Source organism: Leptospiraceae bacterium, from assembly GCA_015075105.1.
GTDB lineage: Bacteria > Spirochaetota > Leptospiria > Leptospirales > Leptospiraceae > JABWCC01.
Genome location: JABTUZ010000001.1, coordinates 907,288 through 930,505 on the forward strand (window position 1 = coordinate 907,288; position 23,218 = coordinate 930,505).

Consider the following 23,218-nt stretch of genomic DNA (forward strand, 5'->3'; position numbering starts at 1 on the left):
AGAAGATTGATGTATTTTGAGTGCTTTAGAAGCATCGCACAGAAAAAAGAATCCTCACTTATTCTGTGTAGGTAAGCAATATCTTTTTTTAAAACTTTCATTAGAACCCTTGTATTCAGATATTTAGAATTCAACCATGTTGTCAATCAGATCGGTGAATTTCTGAGGTCCAAAAAAGAAAATCTGTATCAATTTTTTTTTCTAGGTTTTGGAAGAATAGATTTTTAGTCGGTTTTTTATTTAAAAATTCAGTAAAAATAGAAAAGTTATTTTGTAGAAAAAATAAATTCCCTGAATTTTTCTTTTTTAGGATAGAGTGGTAAATATTTTCAAAATTTTTATTTGAAGGAGACTTCTTTGCTAAAGACCCACCTGCAAGAAAAATAGATTGATTTAATTTTTGGTAATAAAAAAAGCTATTTTTAAAAAAATATACCTTAAAAAAACTTGGATTTTTTTTTGAAACGAGTCTTGGTATAAATTCGGAAAATTGTATTCCGGGGATATTTGTATTTTTACAATTTTTTGCAATAAAGTTTTTTATATTTTGGGGCAAAGAATCAATTCTTGTGTTTTTCCCGTATATCTTGAGAAGCAAAAATGCCCTCATAAACAAAAAGGAAAAAAAAGTAGGCGAGTAGGAAGTCAGGTTGCCTAAGTTCCAAGTTTCATTTTCTTGTATTTCTGAAAAGAAAAGTGAATTATAAGAATAGACATTGCCGTTACCCCAAGGTTTATAAATTGATATGTTGGGTTTTGCAGTTTCAGACACAGTTTTTATATCGGAATGAATTCTATAATTGAGTATAAATTTATTTTTGTCAAAAAAAACATACAACCATTGACTTGACTTTTAAATAGCTTGTCATTTTCTAAAAAAATAGATAAAGAACAAAAGAGAAAATTTTTGGTTAAATCAAAATACATTTTTATTACAGGTGGTGTTTGCTCTTCGCTTGGTAAGGGAGTTACAGTTGCGGCTTTGGGTGGTCTTTTGGAAGGGAGAGGGTATACTGTCTCACTCCAAAAAATGGATCCATATATAAATATTGACCCCGGAACAATGAGTCCATATCAACATGGCGAGGTCTATGTCACTGATGATGGAGCTGAAACAGACTTAGACCTTGGGTATTACGAAAGATTTACCCATTCCAAAGTAACCAGAAAAAATTCTGTAAGCACCGGGCAAATTTATTTTACAGTAATCGAGAGAGAAAGAAAAGGAGACTATTTAGGCCGAACAGTTCAAGTTGTACCTCATATTACAAATGAAATCAGAAATAGAGTGTATTCCCTATCTTCAGATACAAAAGCAGATTTTGTGATTGTAGAAATTGGTGGGACTGTTGGGGATATTGAGTCTATTCCATTTTTAGAAGCGATTCGACAGATGAAATATGAGCACGGTTCGTCTCAGGTGTTGTTTATTCACCTGACTTTAGTTCCAACTATTACCGTAGCTGGTGAAGCAAAAACAAAGCCTACTCAACACTCCGTGAAAGAACTACTTCAACTTGGGATTCAGCCGGATATTTTAATTTGCAGGATTGCAAATCCTTTGAGTAAAGAAATGCGATCTAAAATTTCTCTTTTTTGTAACGTAAAAGAAGAAAATGTGATTTCGGCAGTAGATATTAATTCTTCAATTTATGAAATCCCTCAAATGTACAAAAATGAAAAATTGGATGAGGTAGTTTTAAAAACTTTTGGAATGGAGATTGGTAAACTCAATTTCTCGGAGTGGGATAAAATTTCAAAAAAAATCAACCTCGCTAAAAAGAAGGTTACAATAGCTGTGGTCGGTAAATATATTAGTTTACAAGATGCCTATCGGTCTATATACGAATCCTTATCCCACGGTGGAATTGCAAACGATTCTACGATTGAGTTTCTAAAGGTAAATCCTGAAGAATTGGATAAGTCTAATGTAAAAGAAGTCTTAAAAAATGCTCATGGGATTTTAGTACCGGGTGGTTTTGGAGATAGGGGAATCGAAGGTAAAATTTCTGCAATCCAATTTGCAAGGATTAAAAATATCCCGTTTCTGGGAATTTGTCTCGGTATGCAGTGTGCTGTAATAGAATTCGCTCGAAATGTGATGGGCTACAAGGATGCAAATTCTACAGAGTTTAATTCCAGAACGGATTATCCTGTAATTTCTTTAATAGAAGAGCAGATGGATATTGAGAGGATGGGAGGAACTATGAGACTTGGTGCTTATCCTTGCATTATCAAAAAAAATACTCTTGCGTATAGTGAATATAAAACAGAAAATATTTCCGAAAGACACAGGCATCGTTTTGAATTTACTTTGAAGTACAAGGAAGAGTTTGAAAAATCCGGGTTAGTTTTTTCCGGTCATTCCCCGGATGAGAAATTGATTGAAATTATTGAAGTCCCGGATCACCCTTGGTTTATAGGGGTCCAATACCACCCGGAGTTCCAATCGAAACCATTTGCTCCTCATCCGTTGTTTGCGGGATTTATAAGAGCTGCGGAGAAAATTCTAAAATAATATGGCAACTACAGTTAAAGAAAGAAACTTTTTAAATACGAAATTTGGGGAGAAGAATCCATTTTTTCTAATAGCCGGGCCTTGTGTGATGGAATCGAAGGATCTTATCGACAGGGTTTGTGGAGAAATGGTTCAGATTTGTGGAGAGCTTGGAATATTTTATATTTTTAAAAGTAGTTTTGATAAAGCCAATCGTTCTTCGGTGCATTCTTACAGAGGACCCGGAATCATAGAAGGTGTTAAAAATTTAGAGTTTATTAAATCTAAATACAATGTTCCTGTCTTGACAGATATTCACGAAACCTCTCAAATTTCTCCATTGAAAGATGTGCTTGATATTTACCAAATTCCTGCTTTTCTTTCTCGTCAAACTGATTTAGTGGCTGAGGCCGCAAAAACAGGCAAGTGGGTGAATGTAAAAAAAGGGCAGTTTATGGCTCCGGCAGATTGCAGGCATATAGTTGATAAGATCAAAGAATGCAATTCTGAAAAATACCTAATCACAGAAAGAGGTACAAGTTTTGGTTATAATAATTTAGTCTTTGACATTAGATCAATCCCTATTTTACATAGCATGGATATTCCTTTTATTTTTGATGCTACCCATTCCGCACAACTTCCCGGAGGTGCAGGAAATATCACAGGAGGACAAAGGGAATTTATACCCGATCTATTGAGTGCTGCTGTTTCTTGTGGAGTAGAAGGGATTTTTATGGAAGTGCATCCGGATCCACCTAAAGCAAAGAGTGACTCGACTACCCAGTTTTTTTTATCTGAAACAAAAAGCCTTTTAAAGAGAATGGCAGAGTTAGACAAACTTGTAAAAACATATATTGGTGCAAATTCGGAAAAATAAATTTCATTGATTGTTGAGTTATTGAGAAATTTAAGGAAACAAATTTCTAAGAAATGAACAAAAAAATACTTCAAGCTACAAGTCTCCTGTTTTTTTCTTTGGTCTTTTCTTTATGCAAAAAAGACAAAGGAATAAAAATCGAAAGTGAGAGAGAATCCGGCTCTACTATTTCATTAAGAAATTTTACTCGAGATTCTTTTGATAAAGATGGAGTTAAGATTTCTAAATTGACTGCTGAAGAGTCATTCATATTTTTTGATGAAAATCGAACTGTATTTTATTCGTTGGTATTTGATCAGTTTAAGGATGGAAAATTTGAATCCAGTTTGAAAGGGGATAGGGGAGAAGTTAATCACACGACAAAGAAACTAAACGTAAACGGAAATATTGTTCTAAATACAGTCGATCACAAAAGACTCGAAGCAGAAGAGCTGTTGTACGATATAGACGAGCAGACACTAGTTTCTGATAAGTCTGTCATCGTAAATTCAAGAGGGACAACAATTCGAGGTATTGGTTTACGTGCAGATAAGAATTTAAACAAAGTAACGATATTAAAACCTACTGCGATTTCTAAAGAAGGCAATCCTCTTGAAAAAAATAAATAAATTATTTCTACATATTGTTTGGGTATCAATATCTATACAAGGCTCTATTCGCCCTCCCATACTCAAGTCTCCTTTGGAAATCAACCCTCGAAAAAAAAATGAGTCATTCATTCAAAATATAGAAAAAACGAAAAAGAAAACCATCCCTACTTCATGGGGCGGGAGTGAGCTTACTCAAGAGGAAAAAGAAGAAAACGGAATCAAGGTTACCACTTATAGTTTAAAAGGAGGGGCATGGATTTTACACGATAAAGTAAAATTATCTTCATTGTCCATAGAAATAATTGGAGAAGATGCGGTTCATGGTTTTTTAAAAGGAGGGGTAAAGGTAGAAGATACGGAGAGTAAGTCCGTGCTGTATGCAGGAAAGGGTGTGTATGATAAGTACGGGGAAATAGTGACTTTGGATGAACGCCCTCAAATTCTAACTCGTGGAAAAAATAAAGAAGTTACCAAGGTCACCTCTCCTTATATACGAAGGTATTTAGCTGATTCTAGAAGTGCTATGGAAAAAGGTGTAATTTTAGAAAATAAAGAATATACCATCTTAGGCGAATCTGCCGTGATGTATGAAAAAGAAGATAGGGTCGTAATGGATGACTATCCTTATATATTCGGAAAAAATAAATTTATGTCTGCTACAAAAATGTATTATGATTCAGAAAAAAAAGATATTGTTTTAGAAAATGAAGCGATGATAGTTCAGTCCTCTATGGAAAAAAAGAAAAAAAAGCCCAAGGAAGACAAAGAAGAAAATGTAGAGAACAATTCAACAAGTAGTAAGGACACAAAAAACTCATCTACTGAAAATTCTGAAGAAGAAGATGCAACTGTAAAAGTTACCAGTATTTTTATCGGAGATAAAATTATCAGTCATTCTGGAAGTGATTTAGAACGATATACTGGGATGTTTGGAAATGCAAAATTCATTCGACCAGATAATGAATTTCAAGCTGCCTATATTAAAGCCTTTGGCAAGGACAACGAAAAAGTAGAAGCAAGAGATGGGGTCACTATGACAGACTTTGAAAATAATGTTCGGTTGTCGGGAAATTTATTGGAATACGATAAGCCCTCAGATTACGCTCATGTTACAGAAGACGCTAAGATCGAATTTTTAAGCAAAGAAACTCAAGACGTGAATTCAACACTTACAGCAGTAGAAATCGAAAAATTTTCGGACAAGAAAGAAATTGTGGCGAGGGGAGAGGTTACTATAACTACAGAGGATTCAATTTCAAAAGGCGAGTTTGCTACTTATTTTGAAGAAGAAGAAAAAATTTATTTAGAAGGAAATCCAACACTAACAAGAGGCGGAAAAACTATTCAGTGTGGAAAAATTGTTGTATATCCAAATGAGAACAAAGTGTATATAAGTGAAGTTGTGAACACAGCACCAGGAAAGGAAAAATTTCGTGAATTCTCCCCGTAAAACTTTTCGCATGGAAAATTTAGTAAAAATTTACAACAAGAGAAAAGTTGTAGATGGGGTCAGTTTTCAAATAAGCAAAGGAGAAATCGTTGGGTTACTCGGTCCAAATGGAGCAGGGAAAACAACTTCCTTTTACATGTCGGTCGGGTTCGTGAGACCGGACGAGGGTCATGTATTTATAGATGGAGACGATATTACAAACGCTCCAATGTATATTCGCGCAAGAAGAGGGATCGGATATTTGGCGCAGGAAGCATCTATTTTTAGAAAACTAACCGTTGCGGAAAATATTGAAGCAGTGCTTGAAACTTTGAAAATTCCAAGAAAAGAAATTATACAAAGAAGAGACGAGCTACTTGTTGAACTTCAGATTATGAGAGTTGCCAATCAAAAAGGATATACCTTGTCGGGTGGAGAAAGAAGAAGATGTGAAATCGCAAGAGCTCTTGCTACCAAGCCAGATTTTATTTTATTGGACGAACCTTTTGCTGGTGTAGATCCTATTGCAGTAAAAGATATTCAGAATGTAATTAAGAGTTTAAAAGATAGAGGGCTTGGAATTTTAATTACAGACCATAATGTCAGGGAAACTTTGAAAATTACTGATAGAGCTTATATCATGTATAGTGGGAAAATTTTAATTTCTGGAACTGCAATGGACTTGATCAATGACCCTGAAACCAGAAGAATATACCTTGGAGAGGATTTTACACTGTAAATATGGGACTTAGCCAACGTATTGTCCAGAAGCAAACTCAGAAGTTAGTTATTACTCAAGATTTGAGGCAGTCTATTGAGTTACTTCAATTGTCCACAGTCGAGTTGTTGGAAAAAATTCAATCTGAATTAATGGAAAATCCAATGCTCGAAGAAGATAATAATTTTGAAAAGCAAAAGACCCCTGAATTGTATTCGATAAGTGAAGAAAGATTGATTGAGAAAAATTCTTCCATCAAAAGTACAGACACTTCTTGGCAGGATGTGTATTCTATTGATAAACCAAGTTATGTGGATAGCGAAGCTTCAGATAGAAATCAAAAAATGATCGAGTCTTCTCCTGTAGGAGAAACTCTTGCAAATCATCTATTGTTCCAACTTCATATTTTAAATTTGACTGATGAAGAAACCGAAGTGGGAGAAATATTGATTTCGATGATTGATGATAGAGGGTTTATTTCTGCTTCTGTAGAAGAAATAAGTAACGAGCTAAATCTAAAAAAATCCATCATTCAAAAAGTATTGGAACAAATTCAAGAGATGGAGCCGGTTGGATTAGGTGCAAAAGATATAAAAGACACAATCCGAATTCAAGCAAAAATTTTATATCCAGAAGACTTTTTTCTTCATAAATTGATAATCGAAAATTTTGAAGACCTTGAAAAGTTTGATTATAAAAAAATAAGTCGAAATTTAAAAATTACAGAAAAAGAGGTTGAAGAACTTTCAAAGATTATTAAAAAATTAGAGCCTTACCCGGCGACGAAATACTCAAGTAAAAAAATTGAGTATATTGTCCCAGATATTATCATCCAAGAAATTGACGGTGAATTTGTAATACAATTGAATGATGAGTGGTTACCAAAATTAAAAGTGAATGACAGCTACAAAAAAATAGTAAATAGCCATACTCTCTTGACAGACAAGGAATATATTAACGTAAAAATAAATGCAGCACAGTGGTTGATTCGATCCATAAACCAAAGAAGGCAGACATTATTCAAAGTGATAAATTCTATTTTGGATTTTCAGATAGAATTTTTTAAAGGTGGAATTCGTTTTCTAAAACCACTTACTTTAAAAGATATCGCAGAAAAATTATCTATGCACGAATCTACAATTTCCAGAGTGACAACGAACAAGTATGTTCAAACTAATTGGGGAGTGTTTGAGTTGAAGTGGTTTTTTTCTTCAAGTGTTAAGTCAACTGAAGGACAAATGGAATCTTCCAAAAAAATCCACGATATAATCAAAAACTTAGTAAAAGAAGAATCGCAGATGAACCCTTTGTCGGACCAAGAAATTGTAGAAATTATGAACAGCAAAGGAATTGGTATCGCAAGAAGAACAGTTGCAAAATATAGAAAAATTTTAAAAATTCTTCCATCCAATAGAAGAAAAAAAAATGAGGGACGTTAGCATCCATGTCAATTCAAGGAATTAGTGTTGAGTCTATATGGAATGACCATAAAGAATTAGATTTGAGTTTGTTGGAAGGAGAAGAGGGGTTAGGAAAACAAATTTTAAATTCAGAAATTAATCGCCCAGGGTTGTCTCTGACCGGTTTTTTTGATCACTTTGCTTATGACCGAATTCAAATTTTTGGAAAAGGAGAGTGGGCGTATCTTCATTCTCTTTCGGATGAGAAAGTGCAGGAAATAGCCGAGCAGTTTTTTGCTTATAGCTTGGTTTGTATTATTTTTACTCACAGCAACCCGCCACATAAATATTTTGTACAAATGGCAAAATCTAAAAATGTTCCGATTTTCACCTCTAACCATTCTACTTCCAAATTCATAACTTTAATTTCTCAGATACTTGACAGAAGTCTTGCACCGAGAACTATGAGGCATGGAGTTTTAATCGAAGTATTCGGGATCGGAATCTTGCTTTTCGGAAAAAGTGGAGTAGGGAAAAGCGAAACTGCACTCGAACTCATCGAAAGAGGACATAGGCTCGTTGCAGATGACATGGTTGAGATACGAAGGGTTTCTGAAAGTTTTCTAATCGGAACATGCTCCGATTTACTAAGACACCACATGGAAATAAGGGGACTTGGAATTATCAATATAAAAGATATTTTTGGTGTAGGCTCAGTAAGAGAAAGTAAACTCATCGAGCTTATAATAAATTTAGAAGAATGGAATCCAGAGTTAGATTATGAAAGAAGTGGACTCACAGAGCAGACAGAAGAAATCTTGGGAGTGAATATCCCTTTTTTAAAAATTCCAATCAAGCCCGGTAGAAATATTCCAATTATTGTAGAAACGGCTTCCATGAATCAACGATTGAAAAAAATGGGTACCTTTGGTGCTCAAGAATTTAACAAAAAACTTGTTGGTACTATAGAAAGAGAAAAGAATCAAATTGAAAAAAATCAAAACATCAATTCCTGATAGTGGTCATGGGCTACACGCAAGACCTGCCTCTATGTTTGTGAAGTTGGCGAGCAAATTTCCTTGTGAGATTTTTGTAATAAAGGAAGGTGTTGAAGTAAACGGGAAAAGTATAATGGGATTAATGATGCTTGCATTATACCCTGGTGCTGAGTTTGAGATTTGTGCAACAGGTGAAAAAGAAGAGGAAGCAATCGAGGCTTTAAATAAACTCATTCAAAGTGATTTTTCGGAGTAAATGCTTTGTTTAAAAATTGTAACGATTTTAGTGCAAAAGAAAAATTCAATGTGTGCGAGTAAATAATGAAATTTTTTCAAATTAGAAAACCTATTTCTAATGAGTTAATGTACTATTTAAAAGATCTATTTATTCTTTTATTAAGTATATTCATCTCTATTATTGCTGCCGAGTTTGTAGTGTTGAAAGATATACCGGATACGGATGCAGTGGATCGTACCTTCACCTATTTTTACTTTATCGTGCCTGTTTTTTCTTTTTCTATGCTTGCTTCCTATATCTATAGAAACAAGAGAATCAAAGAAACAGGAAAAGCAAAAAGTTCCTTTCGTTATAGATTGACTTTAGCCTTTGTTTTTGTATCTTTGCTGCCTTCTATTCCAATATTTCTTTTATCATCCAATGTGGTTGGAAAAATTGTAGAAAGTTTTTATCGTATAGACATTTCCGATGCCTTAAAATCTGCCAGATTCAATATCCAGTTGATTGAGACATCGGATCGGTTGGACTTATTAGAAAAGGCAAAATTAATTTCGGCAACATTAAAACATAAAAACAATGATTTGAAATCTATTTTTTCAAAAGCCATAGAATTAAAACTTTTAGATACCGAAACTTATTATATTTCCGTACTGCAAGGAGGAAAATTTATCTCTGAAAGTTTCAGTTTGAGCGGGCAGATTCCTAAAGAGGGTTTTGTAAAGCATACCGGGGAGGATTTTTTAAGTTTCAATTTATACAAAAGAGATCTGTCGTATATTTTATTGAAAGTGGAGCTGAATTCATTTCAAGCTATCATCCTTGGTAAAAGAATCCACAAAGATAATGAAAGAAATATTTATAATATTATAAAAACAGAAAACGCATACAATTCTATCAATCTTTGGAAAGAAAAAGTTCCTTTTGTTTTAAGATTAGGGCTTGCCATATTTTCAATAGGTATGTTTGCTATTTCTGTAATTTTGTCATTTATTCTTGCAAGACAAATTTCCAGACCGGTTGTGCAATTATCAAACGCCACTCAACTCGTATCGCAAGGGGTGAGTGATGTAAAAATTGATTTGAAAGCAGAAGGAGAAATGGGAATTTTGATTAATTCTTTTAATGATATGATATTGAATTTAAAATCTAAAAACGAAGAGTTAATGCACACACAAAGAATTGCAGCATGGAAAGAAGCAGCTCAGAGAATGGCACACGAAATAAAAAATCCACTCACACCGATTCAGTTGTCTGCAGAAAGAATTAGAAAGCGACTGGACAATCCAAATAAAGAAAATTTTGAAGAAGTGATACGAACAGGCACAGAAACAATTATCGGACAAGTTCGAGTCTTGGAGCATTTAGTAAAAGAATTTTCCGAATTCGCCAGAATGCCGAACCCTATTCTAATAAACCAAAATTTAAACCCATTAGTTGAAGAAGCAGTTTCTTTGTTTAAGGAATCAACAACTGTCCAGTTTGAGTTAAAACTTTCAAAAATTTTGCCGGAAGTATATTTAGATAAAAGACTATTTTTAGGTGTAATAAATAATTTAATAAAAAATGCAATTGAAGCTATTCAAAATGAAGTTGTTGAAAATAAAAATAACTTAGAGGGAAAGATTCGAATCACAACTAAGTTAGAGAGAAAAATCGGAACAAAAATTGTTTTATTGACTATTGAGGATAGTGGGCCCGGACTTACACCAGATCTTAGAGAAAAAATATTTGAGCCTTATTTTTCAACAAAAGACAGTCACGGAAGCGGAATCGGACTTACAATTGTGGAGAAGGTTGTATTTGACCATCATGGTAGGATTCAAATCAGTGATTCAAATTTAGGAGGCTGTTCTTTTAGGATTGAATTGCCTGTTAGTGGAAATGCAAGATGAAAATTTTTATCGTGGATGATGAGTTGGAGATTCGCAGGTCATTGAAGGATATTCTTCAAGACGAGAATTATGAAGTTGAAGATTTTGGGACGGGGAAGGCGTTATTGAAAAAATTGTCCAAAGAGAGACCTTCTTTAGTATTGTTGGATGTGTGGCTTGGAAAAGAAGATGGTTTGGAGATTTTGGACGAGTGTAAAAAAATCTATCCGTTAATGCCGGTCGTAATGATATCCGGTCATGGAACGATAGAGCTTGCAGTGAATGCAACGAAAAAAGGAGCGATAGACTTTTTAGAAAAGCCCCTTTCTATCGAGAAAGTTTTGCATACGATTCGTTTTGCTCTATCGAGAGAAGACTCCCCTGAATTGCCTGAAGTGAAATTAGATTACGACCAGCTTATAGGTGAATCCTATTCGATACAAAGAGTAAAATTTGCAATATCTCAAGCCGCAGCAACTAACGCACGAGTATTTATTTATGGAGAAAATGGGACTGGAAAGGAATTGGTTGCTCGATCCATTGTTTTAAACTCCAAGAGAAAGGACAATCCGTATATAGAAATTAATTGTGCAGCAATTCCAGAAGACTTGATTGAGTCAGAGTTGTTTGGATTTGAGAAAGGTTCATTCACAGGAGCCGGTGAAAGGAAAATGGGCAAATTTGAGCAGGCGAATGGAGGCACTCTTTTTCTTGATGAGATATGCGATATGAGTTTGTCCACTCAAGCAAAAGTTCTTCGTGTTTTGCAAGAGCAGAGATTTGAGAGGATAGGCGGAACCGAGACTATAGAAGTTGACGTTAGAATTATCGCTGCTACAAATATTGCAGTAGAGGATGCAATCAAAGAAGGAAAATTCAGAGAAGATTTGTATTATAGATTGAATGTTGTCCCTATTATTATTCCACCGCTACGAGAAAGAAAATCAGACATTCCTTTACTCTTGGATCATTTTTTAAAAAGGAATTTTGAAGAAAGTAATCTCCCTCCAAAAAAAATCGAATCGGACGCTGTGAGTATTTTAATGAATCATTTTTGGCCAGGTAATATTCGCGAATTAAAAAATGTGATTGAGAGACTTTGCATTATGACAATTGGTAATACAATCACTGCAAAAGATGCGAAGGAAGCATTGATCGGATTTAAAAGAGCTGCTGAAATTTTTGAGCAAGGAGAGCTTCGTAAGGCGAAAGAAGAATTTGAAAAGCAATATATAGTGAAAACATTGCAGTTGAATGAAGGAAATGTCGGTAGAACATCAAAAATTTTAGGAATAGAAAGAACCCATCTGTACAGAAAAATTAAATCTTTGAATATTCTGATAGAGAATCTTACAGAATGAACGAAAATATTCGACTAAAATTTATCACCCTATTGAAAGATGTAAATTTTTTAATTGAGAATCATACCTTTTCGATATTAAGAAAAAGAGAAGAGAAAGATCCTGAGAGTATTGCATTTGTATATCCAAAAAAACCCAAACAAGCCGATGTGATTAAGTCTCCAAGTGGAATTTTGTTTAAAGAACAAATCTCTAAAGAAGAAAGAAATTTTTTGTGCAGGCTTTGTATCGATAGACTATCTGGAATACGCACATTTAAAAGGAATGGTAGAAAAAAGATTTTAGTGCTGCATTATACGGGTGAGACAAAAAAAGGGCGTAAACTATTCGTAAAAAAATCCAAGTACCAAGTCTTTCGTACAAAAGAGGCAGAGACTATTTTTGAAAAATTGATTCAAAAAACCTTTGGCTTCTCCTACTTAGAATTTTTTTATCAGGAGTATCTTGGTTGCAATTTTCTTCCTGATAGCTCTAATAATTCGGATTGGTTAAGAAGAGCAGAAAACTGCAAGTCTCAAGTTAAGGAGACTTTGGAGGAGGATGAAATCGTCGGTGTAATTATGCTTGGAAGTTCGGCAGTCTTATCTATGGGAATTGAAAAAGCAAAAAAAATAGAAGGCCATATTGAGGAATATTCATACAATGGGAAAAAAATTCCTCAAATTGTAATTCGCTCTCCTGAGGCAATTTTACAAATACAAGAAAAGAAAAAAAAAATTCAGATAGAGTCAGACGATTATAAAACCCTTCAAAATGAAGAGGAACAATTGTTTCAAAAACTTTATGAACAACTTACGCAGTTCAAGACTTATACCGGTTTATAGATATTGATTCGCTACGCAGAAGTTGCATTGAATGTTTCTTTTGAAGAAGAGACTCTCACTTATGAGATCCCAGACAATATGAAAAATTTGCAGATTGGAATGAGAGTGGAAATCCCACTGAGGGGTAGAAAAAATGAGGGGATTGTAATTGATATTCATCGCATCATGCCAAATCATCCTACCAAAGAAATTATACGGCAAGTTGATAAAAGAGCTGTTGTAAACAAAGAGCAGATTGAACTTGCGAAATGGATGAGTGAGACTTATTTATCTACACTTGGAGAAGGGTTGTATAAGATGATCCCATCGGGTAGAAAAAATAAATCAATAGATTTTATTTCTTCGATAGCAAATGAAAAACTTTTGGATTTGAATTCTGAACAAAGCAAGGCTTTTCAGGAGATTCAGTCTAAATTAGGAAGTGAGTCTATTCATTTATTGTACGGTATTACAGGTAGCGGTAAAACAGAAGTGTATATACATTTAATCAAAGAGGTATTGACCAACTCAGATAAAAGTGTAATATTTTTAGTCCCGGAAATTAGCCTCACTGTACAAACCCTTGCAAGATTAGAAAATGTTTTCAAAAATCAAGTAGCGATTCTTCACTCTACACTAAAAGTATCCGAGAGATTTTCTTCTTATATATCTTTGCTTGACGGGAAAAAAAGAATAGCCGTAGGAACAAGAAGTGCCATATTCGCTCCTGTAAAAAATTTAGGTCTCATTATTATCGATGAAGAGCACGATCATTCTTATAAAGAACACTCTACACCAAGATACCATACAAGGCAAATTGCATTGCAGAGGTGTAGGATAAACCAGGCGAGCTTGATACTCGGAAGTGCAACTCCATCTATAGAAGTTTTCTATCAAGCAAAAGTCGGAAAAATTCATTTACACAAATTAACGAAAAGAGCTAAAACAAGTTTACTGCCAAAAATAATCATACACCATAAAAAAGACAACTCCGAACTACTCGGAGACGAACTCTTGCACGCTATCAAAGATAGGCTATCTAAAAAGGAGCAGGTGATATTGTTACTGAATAGAAGAGGTCATAGTCCTCTGATCTATTTAAGAGAAGAAAAGAAATTTCTTGAGTGCCCGAATTGCACAACTCACCTATGTTTTCATAGTCGAGGGAAAGCGATTTGCCATTTATGTGGCTACAAAGAAAGCATTAGCTCTATCGAAAAAAAATATTCAAACGATTTAGAATATATTGGCTCAGGGACACAAAAATTAGAAGAGTATCTTCTCGAAAAATTTAAAAATGCTGTAGTAGAAAGGTTGGATCAAGATAGCGCAACGAAAAAAGAAATTTTTTTTGAAGTGATCGGTAAACTACTCGAAGGAAAGATTAATATATTGACAGGTACTCAGATGATCGCCAAGGGATTGGATGCGTCCATGGTAACTTTGGTTGGAGTGATTAATGCAAATACCGGTCTTGGAGTTCCTGACTTTCGATCTAACGAAAGAGTATATTCACTTTTGACTCAAGTTGCGGGAAGAGCCGGGAGAGCTGATCTTAAGGGCGAGGTTATCATTGAAACCACCAATACAGATCACCCGGTGATCCAGTTGGCAAAAGATCAAAACTACGAAAAATTTTTTCAATTTGAAATTCAATTTAGAAAAGATGCCTACTACCCTCCTTATTGTAGGTTAGTAAGGTTTGTTGTACGATCTAAATTGGAAGAAAAATCAAAGTTTTCGATAGAAGAAATTAAAAAAGAAATAGATTTGTTTCTTTTAAAAAACACAAATCAAAAAATTATAGTTCTTGGACCTGCGGAATGTCCTTTTTATAAAATTGATTCTAATTACAGAAACCATATTGTATTAAAAACATTGAATCTCACAATCTTAAAAAATTTTATTCGTGAAAAAATAAAACCCTTGAAATTTCATAAAAGTGTGTATTTGGAAATAGATTTTGACCCAATGGATTTGTTATAATGAAGATTGGATATTTTGGAACACCTTTCTATTCCGTACAACTCTTAGAAGCACTTTTTAGTGAAGGGCACGAAATTTTATTTGTAGTTACAAATATGGACAAACCTATCGGAAGAAAAAAAATCATAACTCCTCCACCTGTAAAAGAATTTGCTCTAAAGCATGGAATTCCTGTTTTCCAATTTCCTTCTATTAAAGAAGAATCTGCAATTTCTTCCATAAATTCAGTTTTAACAGACCTGAATATCGTATTTGCCTATGGATCAATAATTCCAGAAAAAATCTTTTCTCATCCTATCTGTGGAACGATCAATTTGCATACTAGCCTTCTACCAAAATATAGAGGTGCATCCCCTATTGAGTCTGCCATTCTTTCAGGAGACAAATATACCGGGGTTTCGATTCAATACATTACCGAAGAATTGGATTCTGGAGACATCATCACCCAAAAACAAATCGAAATTCTTGAAAATGATAATGCAGAAACCTTACTGAATAAACTCACTCAGGGTGGGACTCGGGAAATTCTAAATTTACTAAAAAGCTATAATGGTAAAAAATTTCCTGCAACCCCACAGGATCATTTACAGTCATCTCATTGTAGAAAAATTTTGTCTCAAGATAGAAAGTTGAATTTTCAAACTTCGGCTACAGAGGTTTTTAATAAAATTCGGGCGTTTTATCCCTATCATACTGCGTATTGCAATTTTCGGGACAAAAGATTGAATATTTTAGAGTCGAGGCTAATCACTGAAGCAAATTGGGGGGGTATCTCTGGTGAAACCGGGGAAATCTTACTTGTGGACAAGAAGACACTGGTTGCAAAATGTGGAGATGGTGGTGGAGTAGAAATACTTCTTTTGCAGCCTGAAAATAAAAATCAAATGACGGCTTTGGAATTTATAAACGGATATAGAATTAAAGAGGGAGAGCGATTGACTTGAAGGAATTTTTGCAAAAATTAAAGGTAATGCCAATTACGGGCTATATTTTGTTTCTATTTACTGGACTCGTTATTTTTTTCTTTGGAGCATTTTTAGTAATTCTACTTAGAACAAAAAATCCATCAAAAATAATCATGCCTGACCTAATTGGAAAAAATTATATAGAAGTTCACAACGAGTTAGTTCGACTTGGTTTTAAGGTTCACATTCAAAACAAAAGATTTTTGGATAAAAACGACGGTAGCATTTTATCCCAATCTATCACTCCTGGCAAGTCAACCGAAAGAGGAAGTAAGATTACCTTGGTAGTAAACATTGGTGTTGATAGGGTGACTATCCCTGATTTAAGAGGGCAGAGTCTGTCCAATGCACGAGCTAATTTAGAAAAAGTGTTGTCTGGGGAAACCTATGTCTCTATTCCTTTGGGAGAAATCACGTACATAGAGGCAAAAGAAGGACAGTTTCCTGAAACAGTCATTGATCAGATTCCAAAACCCGGAAAAGAAACTACAACAAGAGAAAAAATATATTTACTTGTTACCGAGCCAAAAGGATATAAAAATCCTGTTGACAATTTCAAATCACTTCAAGGAAAACCAGTATCTTTTGCTACAGAAAAATTAAAAAGGAAAAATCTTTCATGGAAGATTTCAGATATAGTTTCAACTAAATCTAAATCAGAAAGTGGGCTTGTGGAGTCTATTGAAAAAAAGGACAACCGCTATAATCTAAAAGTATTTTTTTTCCCTGTTTCGCAAAGAATCGAAAGTGGGTATGAATCTATTTCCTATAAAATAGATGCTCCAAACGAATACAAAGTGGTAGAAGTAGCTGAAGATCAAAAAGGAAAAAAAGAAGAAGAAATTTTGCCCTTGGCATTTTACGCAAAAAATGAAGAACTGAAACTAGTTTATTACAGAAACGGAAACTCTAAGTTGACGATCTATGCAAAGGATGGTGATAAAGAAAAATCCTATTCTTTTGAAAGTGATTTATGAAAATATCTCCTTCGATATTAGCTTCAAAAATTACTGGTCTTAGAGAAATTCTTCCTTCTTTGGATCCAAAGCTAATTGATTTTATTCATTTAGATGTAATGGATGGGAATTTTGTACCCCAGATTAGCTTTGGGGAAGCGATTTGCAAGGAAGTCTCTGATTTGACAAATATACCATTGGACATACATTTAATGGTAAAAAATCCGGAATTTCATGTTCCGAAATATTTTGACTTAAATCCGGAGATTATTACATTCCATATAGAGACTACTCATTTTGGAGTAAGGCTTGCAAGTGAAATTCGTTCTAAAAATATAAAAGCAGGTATTTCTATAAACCCCGGAACTCCTGTAGAGTTGTTAGAGCCATTTTTGCCGTACATTGACTTAATTCTTATTATGACAGTCGAGCCCGGGTTCTATGGTCAAAGTTTTATTCAAAACGGGTATGAAAAAATCCAGAAAGCCAAAAAAATAATTGGTAACTATCCTATTCAATTAGAAGTAGATGGAGGGATTAATCCCAAAAATATCCAGAAAATTTCTTCTCTTGGAGCTGAAATTGCAGTAGCTGGATCGGCTGTTTTCAATGGGAAGAACTCAAACGAAAATGTTAAGGAATTAAAAAACTTGACAATAGAAAATCAAAAAAAATCGTAGTAATTTAATATATAGAAATTGATATAAGGATTATAAATTGGTAAAAATCAGACTTCAAAGAACAGGTGCAAAAAACGATCCTCACTACAGAATAGTAGCTGCGGATATTCGTTCCCCAAGAGACGGGAAATTTTTAGAAATTTTAGGGCAATACCACCCGGCTGCAAAAAAAGATCAAACTGTGTTGAAAAATGAATCTATTCAAAGTTGGCTAAAAAAAGGCGCGCAACCAACCGAAACAGTACGCACTATTTTAAAAAAAGCCGGAATTCTTTCTAACGGTAAATAGTATGAATTCAGAAGGGCTAATTCGATATATCGTATCTTTTCTTGTAGATAAACCTGAATCGGTCAATATAAACGAAATTCAAGGAGAAGAAGAAAATATTATCGAACTGCGTGTTGCTCCTGAAGATATAGGGAAAGTAATCGGAAAAAATGGTAGAATTGCAAAGTCCCTTAGGACACTCTTAAGTGCATCCTCTGCAAAAGAAGGAAAAAATTACGTTCTAGAAATCATTGACTAAGCAATCATTTTGTTCAAAACAAAATAGTATCAAAGATGAATTTATTTCAATTGGAAGAATCTCTGGAGTTTTTGGCTTAAAAGGTCACCTAAAAGTAGAAAGCTCCGGAGATATTTTAGAGTATTTACAACTCCCGTATAATCTAAAAATCGGAGAAAAAGATAATTTCTCTTCTTTACACTCCTACACTCTTTTAAATTTACGAAAAAATAAAAATTCATACATATTGTTATTGGATCCAATCCATTCGATTGAGATCGCAGAAAAAATGAAGTCCAAAATTTTATACATTGAAAAGTCTAAGGTTACTCCACTAAATAATAAAGACGAGTTTTATATTTTTCAACTACTTGGGTTAAAACCTGTATCAGAAGGTTATGACTTGTTTCATTTTCAAATTCGAGAGGTATTGGATAATCCGGCGCACCCTATTCTTATATTTACCGATGGAAAAATTGAAGTTTTGATTCCATTTTTAGATCGGTTTGTCAAAAATATTAACATAGAAAATTCAACTATTGAAATTGTCAATTGGGGAGACTGGGTTGAAGATTAACTTTATCACTCTTTTTCCTAAAAGAATAGAATCCTATTTTCAATATGGCTTACCCAAAAAAGCCGTAGAAAATAAAATATTTGAAATTCAAATTTTAGATTTGAGGAAATTTTCCACAGATAAATTCGGAAGAGTAGATGATACTGTTTATGGAGGTGGAGCAGGGATGCTTTTAAAGGTCGAGCCAATCCATAGAGCCTTAGAATTTTTAGGCGAAGAGAAGGGGGCTGTTTGCCTTATGACTCCAAGTGGAGAGCCTTTTAGCCAAGCTCATGCAAGAAACTTTTCTGAATCTAAAAAAAATATAACTTTAATTTCGGGGTATTATGAGGGTATTGATTATAGAGTAAACCAGTTTCTTATTGACAAGGAACTAAGCATTGGAAACTATGTAATTTCATCGGGTGATTTAGCCTCACTTTGTGTGAGTGATGCTATTGTTCGACTTTTACCTGGTTTTATGGGTGGAGGGCAGGCGAGTCTTTCGGAAGAATCTCACAACGAAATTAATTTGTTGGAGTATCCTCAATATACCAAGCCATCTGATTACAATGGTTGGATAGTTCCGGAAGTGTTACTTAGTGGGAATCACGCCGAGATTAGTAAATGGAAGGAAAGAAACAGAATCCAGCCTAGGCTGTGATTTTTTAAAGGGTTACACAATGAATCAGTTATTATCTAAAGCAGTTTCTTCGGATATCATCTCTTCAAGATTAAACTTTGAAGTAGGAGATACAGTAAAAGTACATTATAAAATTGTTGAGTCAGGAAAAGAAAGGGTTCAATTGTACGAAGGCACTGTAATTTCTATTACAAATAAAGAAAATACAAAGTCTTTTACTGTAAGAAGAATTTCTTATGATATTGGTGTAGAGAGAATTTTCCCTTTATATTCTCCAAAAATAGCCAAGATCGAATTGGTTAGAAAAGGGAGAGTAAGAAGAGCTAAGCTATTTTATTTAAGAAATAAGTTTGGTAAATCGGCTAGAATACGAGAAAAGAAGGGTGGGCAGGCAATCGTTCAAGCTGAAAAGAAAAAACAAAAAGAAGCTATCGAAAATTCAAAAGCGACTACAGCATAAACAAAGTTTTTTTTTTGAACAGGAAGAATATCAAAATATTCATCTGCATCCTGTTTGTGGAATAGACGAGGCGGGTAGAGGCCCCTTAGCTGGTCCACTATCTATTGCCTTAGTACAATTTTCTAAAGAAGCATTAAATTTAATTTTTGAAAGAAAAATTTTAGTCGATCTGAATGATTCAAAAAAACTTTCTGAAAAAAAAAGAGATTCTCTTTTTCATGAAATTTCATTGAATGCAGAAAAGATCGTTCACCAATTTATCAGTAACAACTTCATAGATAAACACGGAATGTCGTATTCGATATTTTATGGAATTCAAAAATTGTACAAAAAAAGTGGGTTAAGAAATTCTCTCTTTTTAATAGACGGCAATTACAAATTCACTAAGTATGAAGGTGTGGAGAATTCTTTTCGATATCATTCTTTCATTAAAGGGGATTCAAGAATTGCTTCGATTGCAGCAGCTTCAATAATCGCAAAAGTGAAACGAGACCGGTTTATGAATTCAATCTCAAAAAAATACCCCGAATACGAATTTGAAAAGCACAAGGGTTATGGCACGTCTACTCATTTACAAAAAATCCAAGAATTTGGCTATTCAAAAATTCATAGAAAAAGTTTTATAATAAAAAAATTTTAATACTATGGAACTGCGAATTCTTCCAATCCAGTCCGGGCGAGGTTCAACCGGAATACAAATAAAAACACCATCCAATGAAATACTTTTTGAGAATTTTATTTTTGGGAAAGTAGTAGGGTTTTCCAAGGATACAGGCAATTATTTATTGTTTTATAAAGGAAAAACTGTGGAGGTAAAAAGCGAAAATCTATTGCATTTAAACGAATTTTTACACCTGAAAACAGTTAGAACAGAAAAAGGACTTCATCTTGAAATTATTGAAAGATCTTATGAAGAAAAAAATACAGAACAAACTGGGTTTACAAAAAACTCTATACATTCGCTTAGAACATTAAATGAAATATTAGAGCCGTATTCATTGAATACAAAAGAATTCGATGAGTCAAATTTCTTAAAAATTTTACAAACTTTTTTTCCAGAAATAGAATGGAAAGATGACACTCCATGGTTTGAATGGAAGTTTGAAGATTCAAGAGCTGAAGGTTATTTAGGACAAAAAAATGAGAAAAAATCTTTTTATTTTCAGTTTTTTTCGTCTAATTTAGGCAGAATTGTATTTTTACTTAGTTGGGAAAAAGAGGATATGGATGATCTCACTATACAATCTTTTTTTTCTGAGGAAAAGACATACCATTTAGCATACATTAAAAGAGAGCAAGTTTATGATTTTTTAAATACGAATGGTGTACCGTGTAAAAATTTTTCCTTCTCGTTTTCGGAGCTTCAGTTGTCTGAAAATGAAAATACAGAGTGGATTGTATAAAATTTTTTTTATATTGAAATTGCACAAGAAGTATGTAATGATTATTTTCCTTGGGTTTTAAGCGTATCCCCCCAAGAAAATTTTTTGCAGGTGCGCCATTGATAAGTGAGGCAGTAATGAAAAGTGTTGCGATGAGATTTTTACCTGAAGAAAATCAAGCACCGGTGGTTGTAGCGAGTGGTGAGGGAATTTTAGGAGAAAAAATTCTAACTATTGCAAAGAAAAATCAAATCCCTGTCGTAAAGGACAAAAATTTAGCTGAAACACTTTCCTATTTACCGATAGATAAAGAAATCCCTGAAAATTTGTACAAAGCAGTCAGTGCCATTTTTCGATTTATTATAGAGTTAGAAAGAGAAAATTTGAGATAAAAATAATCTTGATTTATTGATAAAGAGTTACGATTGTAATATTAAGATGAAGGTAATTAAAGTTTCTGAAATTAAACCTGGTCAATTTTTTACAAAACCTGTCTATTTAGATAAAGATATTGTTTTTGTAAATGCGAATGTACCGATTTCTGAAAATGATTTAGAAAGACTGAAAAAATTCGGAATCACTGAGGTTTCTACAGCAGGTGAAGTCGGAGAGTCCAAAGCTCCTATAGTGTCGTCTCCCGAATTAGCAATTTTGAATAAGGGAACTGAAAAAACTGAAGAGATCAATACTCTAAAAATTCTATATGAACAAATTGTAAAAAGTAAAACTCATTTTCATACTCTTTATCGAGAATCGTTTGAAACGATTCAATACATTTACAGGCAAATAGCTGAAGACAAGATTATAGAAATTAATTCTATTCGGGAGGTTTCTGAAAAGTTGGTTGATTACATTCGAGCCAATCCTCATGTTGCGTTCAATATCTTAACCGTATCTACCAGTGGATATTTTTTATACAATCAGGTATTGCAGTCTAGTCTATTTTCTATATTGATCGGAACTTACTTGGAATACTCGAAGCCTAAGTTAGTAGAGCTTGGAATCTCTTCGCTATTTGCAGATATCGGAATGGCTAAAATTCCTTCTTACATATCTGAAAAAAATTCTTCCTTGTCTGAAGATGAAGTGAAAACAGTTAGAAAACACACAGTCCTCGGTTATCAAATTCTTACTCAACAGGTGAAGATTAAAAACAATCTTGCGTTGACTGCATTGCAACACCATGAAAATTTTGATGGATCAGGGTATCCCCAAAAACTAAGCGGCACAAATATAGAAGAATTTGCTAGGATTCATACTATTGCTGACAACTTCGCCGCAAGGATTCATCCCAGACCATACAGAGGCAGGATACTTCCTTATGAAGCAATTAAATCAATGATTAGTATAGATATGAATAAATTTGATTTAAAAATTGTTCGAATTTTCTTGAATAAAATTTCTATGTATCCGATCGGTTCTTCTGTTGAATTGTCTGATGGGAGAACAGCTATGGTGATCGACTCAAATACTGCAAAACCGTTGAGACCTTCTTTAAAACTAATGCAAGACGCTTCAGGTGCGTTTTTAAAAGATATGCAATTTCTCAATCTGTTAAACGACACAAATATTTATATTACTAAGGCTATAGAAACTCCGAATCTATAAAATGGAATTAATAGAGGGAGACTATCGCTATCAAAAAGGGAAGACCGGCGAAAAAATCTCCGAAGAATTCTTACTGACTGAAGGGCATAAAATTTTATATAAAAATTTCCGAAAGAGTTCGGGGGAGATTGACATAATTTCCGAAAAAGGTGAGACAATTTTTTTTATAGAAGTAAAATTTTGGAAAAGTAAATTTATTTCTCCTTTAGAAACTTTTCACAAATCAAAAATTTTAAAGATGCAAAGAACTGCAGAGAGATTTTTGGCAGAAAACGTTTCGTTTCGATCTCATTTAGTCTCATTCTCTCTTATTAGTATTGGGGAAAATAAAGAGATTCAATTTTATTCAAATCTTTTTTGATATTCTATATTTGTTTTATAAAGGATTGGAATGTAGTGTCCGATTCTTAAAGAAGACTAAAGAAAGAAAGAATTGTCTATTAACATTCCACGGATGGAATGAACAAACATTTTGTTACAGGGAAGTAACTATGAAAAGATATAAAGTTGTTGGTAATCTTGCGGAGATGGACAAGTTTGGTCCTGACCCAATTATACTTAGAAAACAAGGCGTTTCAAATTCAGAAAAAAAGAAATTTGATTTATACAAGAAACGCTTGGATGATCCTACCTATATGGATTTTGCAATCAATAAAATTGCAATGGAATTATCTCATTTTTTATCAAAATAATT

27 protein-coding genes are annotated in these 23,218 nt (G+C 33.7%); 26 read left to right on the forward strand and 1 reads right to left on the reverse strand.

The window, feature by feature from the left end; all coding sequences use genetic code 11:
• Positions 1-142: 142 nt before the first annotated feature.
• On the reverse strand, positions 143-838 hold the full coding sequence (locus HS129_04420) for a hypothetical protein (protein MBE7411299.1): 696 nt from the start codon (positions 836-838) through the stop codon (positions 143-145).
• Positions 839-907: 69 nt separating this feature from the next.
• Here HS129_04420 and HS129_04425 point away from each other — a divergent pair, with 69 nt between their 5' ends.
• The 26 genes from HS129_04425 (at position 908) to HS129_04550 (ending at position 23,216) form a co-directional block, all read left to right on the forward strand.
• Complete coding sequence (locus HS129_04425) at positions 908-2,518, forward strand: CTP synthase (protein ID MBE7411300.1); 1,611 nt, start codon at positions 908-910, stop codon at positions 2,516-2,518.
• Position 2,519: 1 nt separating this feature from the next.
• Complete coding sequence (gene kdsA / locus HS129_04430) at positions 2,520-3,374, forward strand: 3-deoxy-8-phosphooctulonate synthase (protein ID MBE7411301.1); 855 nt, start codon at positions 2,520-2,522, stop codon at positions 3,372-3,374.
• Positions 3,375-3,427: 53 nt separating this feature from the next.
• A complete protein-coding gene (gene lptC / locus HS129_04435; protein ID MBE7411302.1) occupies positions 3,428-3,982 on the forward strand; it encodes an LPS export ABC transporter periplasmic protein LptC in 555 nt (184 codons plus the stop codon).
• Complete coding sequence (locus tag HS129_04440) at positions 3,966-5,414, forward strand: hypothetical protein (GenBank protein ID MBE7411303.1); 1,449 nt, start codon at positions 3,966-3,968, stop codon at positions 5,412-5,414. The genes lptC and HS129_04440 overlap by 17 nt, the downstream gene beginning before the upstream one ends.
• A gap of 10 nt (positions 5,415-5,424) precedes the next feature.
• A complete protein-coding gene (lptB, locus tag HS129_04445) occupies positions 5,425-6,132 on the forward strand; it encodes an LPS export ABC transporter ATP-binding protein (protein MBE7411304.1) in 708 nt (235 codons plus the stop codon).
• A 2-nt stretch (positions 6,133-6,134) separates the two neighbouring features.
• A complete protein-coding gene (rpoN, locus tag HS129_04450) occupies positions 6,135-7,550 on the forward strand; it encodes an RNA polymerase factor sigma-54 (protein MBE7411305.1) in 1,416 nt (471 codons plus the stop codon).
• A gap of 5 nt (positions 7,551-7,555) precedes the next feature.
• Positions 7,556-8,527: an HPr kinase/phosphorylase gene (locus tag HS129_04455; GenBank protein MBE7411306.1), complete on the forward strand. Its 972-nt coding sequence runs from the start codon at positions 7,556-7,558 to the stop codon at positions 8,525-8,527.
• Positions 8,499-8,765: an HPr family phosphocarrier protein gene (locus tag HS129_04460; GenBank protein MBE7411307.1), complete on the forward strand. Its 267-nt coding sequence runs from the start codon at positions 8,499-8,501 to the stop codon at positions 8,763-8,765. The genes HS129_04455 and HS129_04460 overlap by 29 nt, the downstream gene beginning before the upstream one ends.
• A 65-nt stretch (positions 8,766-8,830) precedes the next feature.
• A complete protein-coding gene (locus tag HS129_04465; GenBank protein MBE7411308.1) occupies positions 8,831-10,639 on the forward strand; it encodes a HAMP domain-containing protein in 1,809 nt (602 codons plus the stop codon).
• Positions 10,636-11,979, forward strand: a complete 1,344-nt coding sequence (locus HS129_04470) for a sigma-54-dependent Fis family transcriptional regulator (protein ID MBE7411309.1) — start codon at positions 10,636-10,638, stop codon at positions 11,977-11,979. Before HS129_04465 ends, HS129_04470 begins: the two co-directional genes overlap by 4 nt.
• Complete coding sequence (locus tag HS129_04475; protein ID MBE7411310.1) at positions 11,976-12,803, forward strand: hypothetical protein; 828 nt, start codon at positions 11,976-11,978, stop codon at positions 12,801-12,803. Before HS129_04470 ends, HS129_04475 begins: the two co-directional genes overlap by 4 nt.
• A 3-nt stretch (positions 12,804-12,806) precedes the next feature.
• Positions 12,807-14,768, forward strand: a complete 1,962-nt coding sequence (gene priA / locus HS129_04480) for a primosomal protein N' (GenBank protein ID MBE7411311.1) — start codon at positions 12,807-12,809, stop codon at positions 14,766-14,768.
• Positions 14,768-15,712 carry a methionyl-tRNA formyltransferase gene (locus HS129_04485; protein MBE7411312.1) on the forward strand — a complete coding sequence of 315 codons (945 nt, stop codon included), beginning with the start codon at positions 14,768-14,770 and terminating at the stop codon, positions 15,710-15,712. The genes priA and HS129_04485 overlap by 1 nt, the downstream gene beginning before the upstream one ends.
• An 8-nt stretch (positions 15,713-15,720) precedes the next feature.
• Complete coding sequence (locus HS129_04490; protein ID MBE7411313.1) at positions 15,721-16,710, forward strand: PASTA domain-containing protein; 990 nt, start codon at positions 15,721-15,723, stop codon at positions 16,708-16,710.
• Entirely contained in the window at positions 16,707-17,369 is a 663-nt protein-coding gene (rpe, locus tag HS129_04495) for a ribulose-phosphate 3-epimerase (protein ID MBE7411314.1), read from the forward strand. Before HS129_04490 ends, rpe begins: the two co-directional genes overlap by 4 nt.
• A 37-nt stretch (positions 17,370-17,406) precedes the next feature.
• Positions 17,407-17,658 carry a 30S ribosomal protein S16 gene (rpsP, locus tag HS129_04500; GenBank protein MBE7411315.1) on the forward strand — a complete coding sequence of 84 codons (252 nt, stop codon included), beginning with the start codon at positions 17,407-17,409 and terminating at the stop codon, positions 17,656-17,658.
• Position 17,659: 1 nt separating this feature from the next.
• Positions 17,660-17,896, forward strand: a complete 237-nt coding sequence (locus HS129_04505) for a KH domain-containing protein (GenBank protein ID MBE7411316.1) — start codon at positions 17,660-17,662, stop codon at positions 17,894-17,896.
• On the forward strand, positions 17,889-18,452 hold the full coding sequence (gene rimM, locus HS129_04510; GenBank protein ID MBE7411317.1) for a 16S rRNA processing protein RimM: 564 nt from the start codon (positions 17,889-17,891) through the stop codon (positions 18,450-18,452). Before HS129_04505 ends, rimM begins: the two co-directional genes overlap by 8 nt.
• A complete protein-coding gene (gene trmD, locus HS129_04515; protein MBE7411318.1) occupies positions 18,442-19,095 on the forward strand; it encodes a tRNA (guanosine(37)-N1)-methyltransferase TrmD in 654 nt (217 codons plus the stop codon). Before rimM ends, trmD begins: the two co-directional genes overlap by 11 nt.
• Before the next feature lie 19 nt (positions 19,096-19,114).
• Positions 19,115-19,534 (forward strand): 50S ribosomal protein L19, encoded by a 420-nt coding sequence (gene rplS / locus HS129_04520; GenBank protein MBE7411319.1) that lies wholly within the window; start codon positions 19,115-19,117, stop codon positions 19,532-19,534.
• Positions 19,512-20,174: a ribonuclease HII gene (locus tag HS129_04525; protein ID MBE7411320.1), complete on the forward strand. Its 663-nt coding sequence runs from the start codon at positions 19,512-19,514 to the stop codon at positions 20,172-20,174. The genes rplS and HS129_04525 overlap by 23 nt, the downstream gene beginning before the upstream one ends.
• Before the next feature lie 4 nt (positions 20,175-20,178).
• A complete protein-coding gene (locus HS129_04530) occupies positions 20,179-20,937 on the forward strand; it encodes a hypothetical protein (protein MBE7411321.1) in 759 nt (252 codons plus the stop codon).
• A 116-nt stretch (positions 20,938-21,053) separates the two neighbouring features.
• Positions 21,054-21,308 (forward strand): EscU/YscU/HrcU family type III secretion system export apparatus switch protein, encoded by a 255-nt coding sequence (locus HS129_04535; GenBank protein MBE7411322.1) that lies wholly within the window; start codon positions 21,054-21,056, stop codon positions 21,306-21,308.
• A gap of 46 nt (positions 21,309-21,354) precedes the next feature.
• Positions 21,355-22,524: an HD-GYP domain-containing protein gene (locus HS129_04540; GenBank protein ID MBE7411323.1), complete on the forward strand. Its 1,170-nt coding sequence runs from the start codon at positions 21,355-21,357 to the stop codon at positions 22,522-22,524.
• 1 nt (position 22,525) lies between these two features.
• Positions 22,526-22,885 carry a YraN family protein gene (locus tag HS129_04545; GenBank protein MBE7411324.1) on the forward strand — a complete coding sequence of 120 codons (360 nt, stop codon included), beginning with the start codon at positions 22,526-22,528 and terminating at the stop codon, positions 22,883-22,885.
• Between the two features lie 130 nt (positions 22,886-23,015).
• On the forward strand, positions 23,016-23,216 hold the full coding sequence (locus HS129_04550) for a hypothetical protein (protein MBE7411325.1): 201 nt from the start codon (positions 23,016-23,018) through the stop codon (positions 23,214-23,216).
• Positions 23,217-23,218 lie beyond the last annotated feature (2 nt).

Excerpts from the sequence above, each read along its gene's own strand:
- kdsA (MBE7411301.1), top strand. The coding sequence starts at position 2,520 with ATGGCAACTACAGTTAAAGAAAGAAACTTTTTAAATACGAAATTTGGG.
- lptC (MBE7411302.1), top strand. The coding sequence starts at position 3,428 with ATGAACAAAAAAATACTTCAAGCTACAAGTCTCCTGTTTTTTTCTTTG.
- lptB (MBE7411304.1), top strand. The coding sequence starts at position 5,425 with ATGGAAAATTTAGTAAAAATTTACAACAAGAGAAAAGTTGTAGATGGG.
- rpoN (MBE7411305.1), top strand. The coding sequence starts at position 6,135 with ATGGGACTTAGCCAACGTATTGTCCAGAAGCAAACTCAGAAGTTAGTT.
- HS129_04455 (MBE7411306.1), top strand. The coding sequence starts at position 7,556 with ATGTCAATTCAAGGAATTAGTGTTGAGTCTATATGGAATGACCATAAA.
- HS129_04465 (MBE7411308.1), top strand. The coding sequence starts at position 8,831 with ATGAAATTTTTTCAAATTAGAAAACCTATTTCTAATGAGTTAATGTAC.
- HS129_04470 (MBE7411309.1), top strand. The coding sequence starts at position 10,636 with ATGAAAATTTTTATCGTGGATGATGAGTTGGAGATTCGCAGGTCATTG.
- HS129_04475 (MBE7411310.1), top strand. The coding sequence starts at position 11,976 with ATGAACGAAAATATTCGACTAAAATTTATCACCCTATTGAAAGATGTA.
- HS129_04485 (MBE7411312.1), top strand. The coding sequence starts at position 14,768 with ATGAAGATTGGATATTTTGGAACACCTTTCTATTCCGTACAACTCTTA.
- rpe (MBE7411314.1), top strand. The coding sequence starts at position 16,707 with ATGAAAATATCTCCTTCGATATTAGCTTCAAAAATTACTGGTCTTAGA.
- HS129_04505 (MBE7411316.1), top strand. The coding sequence starts at position 17,660 with ATGAATTCAGAAGGGCTAATTCGATATATCGTATCTTTTCTTGTAGAT.
- rplS (MBE7411319.1), top strand. The coding sequence starts at position 19,115 with ATGAATCAGTTATTATCTAAAGCAGTTTCTTCGGATATCATCTCTTCA.
- HS129_04530 (MBE7411321.1), top strand. The coding sequence starts at position 20,179 with ATGGAACTGCGAATTCTTCCAATCCAGTCCGGGCGAGGTTCAACCGGA.
- HS129_04535 (MBE7411322.1), top strand. The coding sequence starts at position 21,054 with ATGAAAAGTGTTGCGATGAGATTTTTACCTGAAGAAAATCAAGCACCG.
- HS129_04540 (MBE7411323.1), top strand. The coding sequence starts at position 21,355 with ATGAAGGTAATTAAAGTTTCTGAAATTAAACCTGGTCAATTTTTTACA.
- HS129_04545 (MBE7411324.1), top strand. The coding sequence starts at position 22,526 with ATGGAATTAATAGAGGGAGACTATCGCTATCAAAAAGGGAAGACCGGC.
- HS129_04550 (MBE7411325.1), top strand. The coding sequence starts at position 23,016 with ATGAAAAGATATAAAGTTGTTGGTAATCTTGCGGAGATGGACAAGTTT.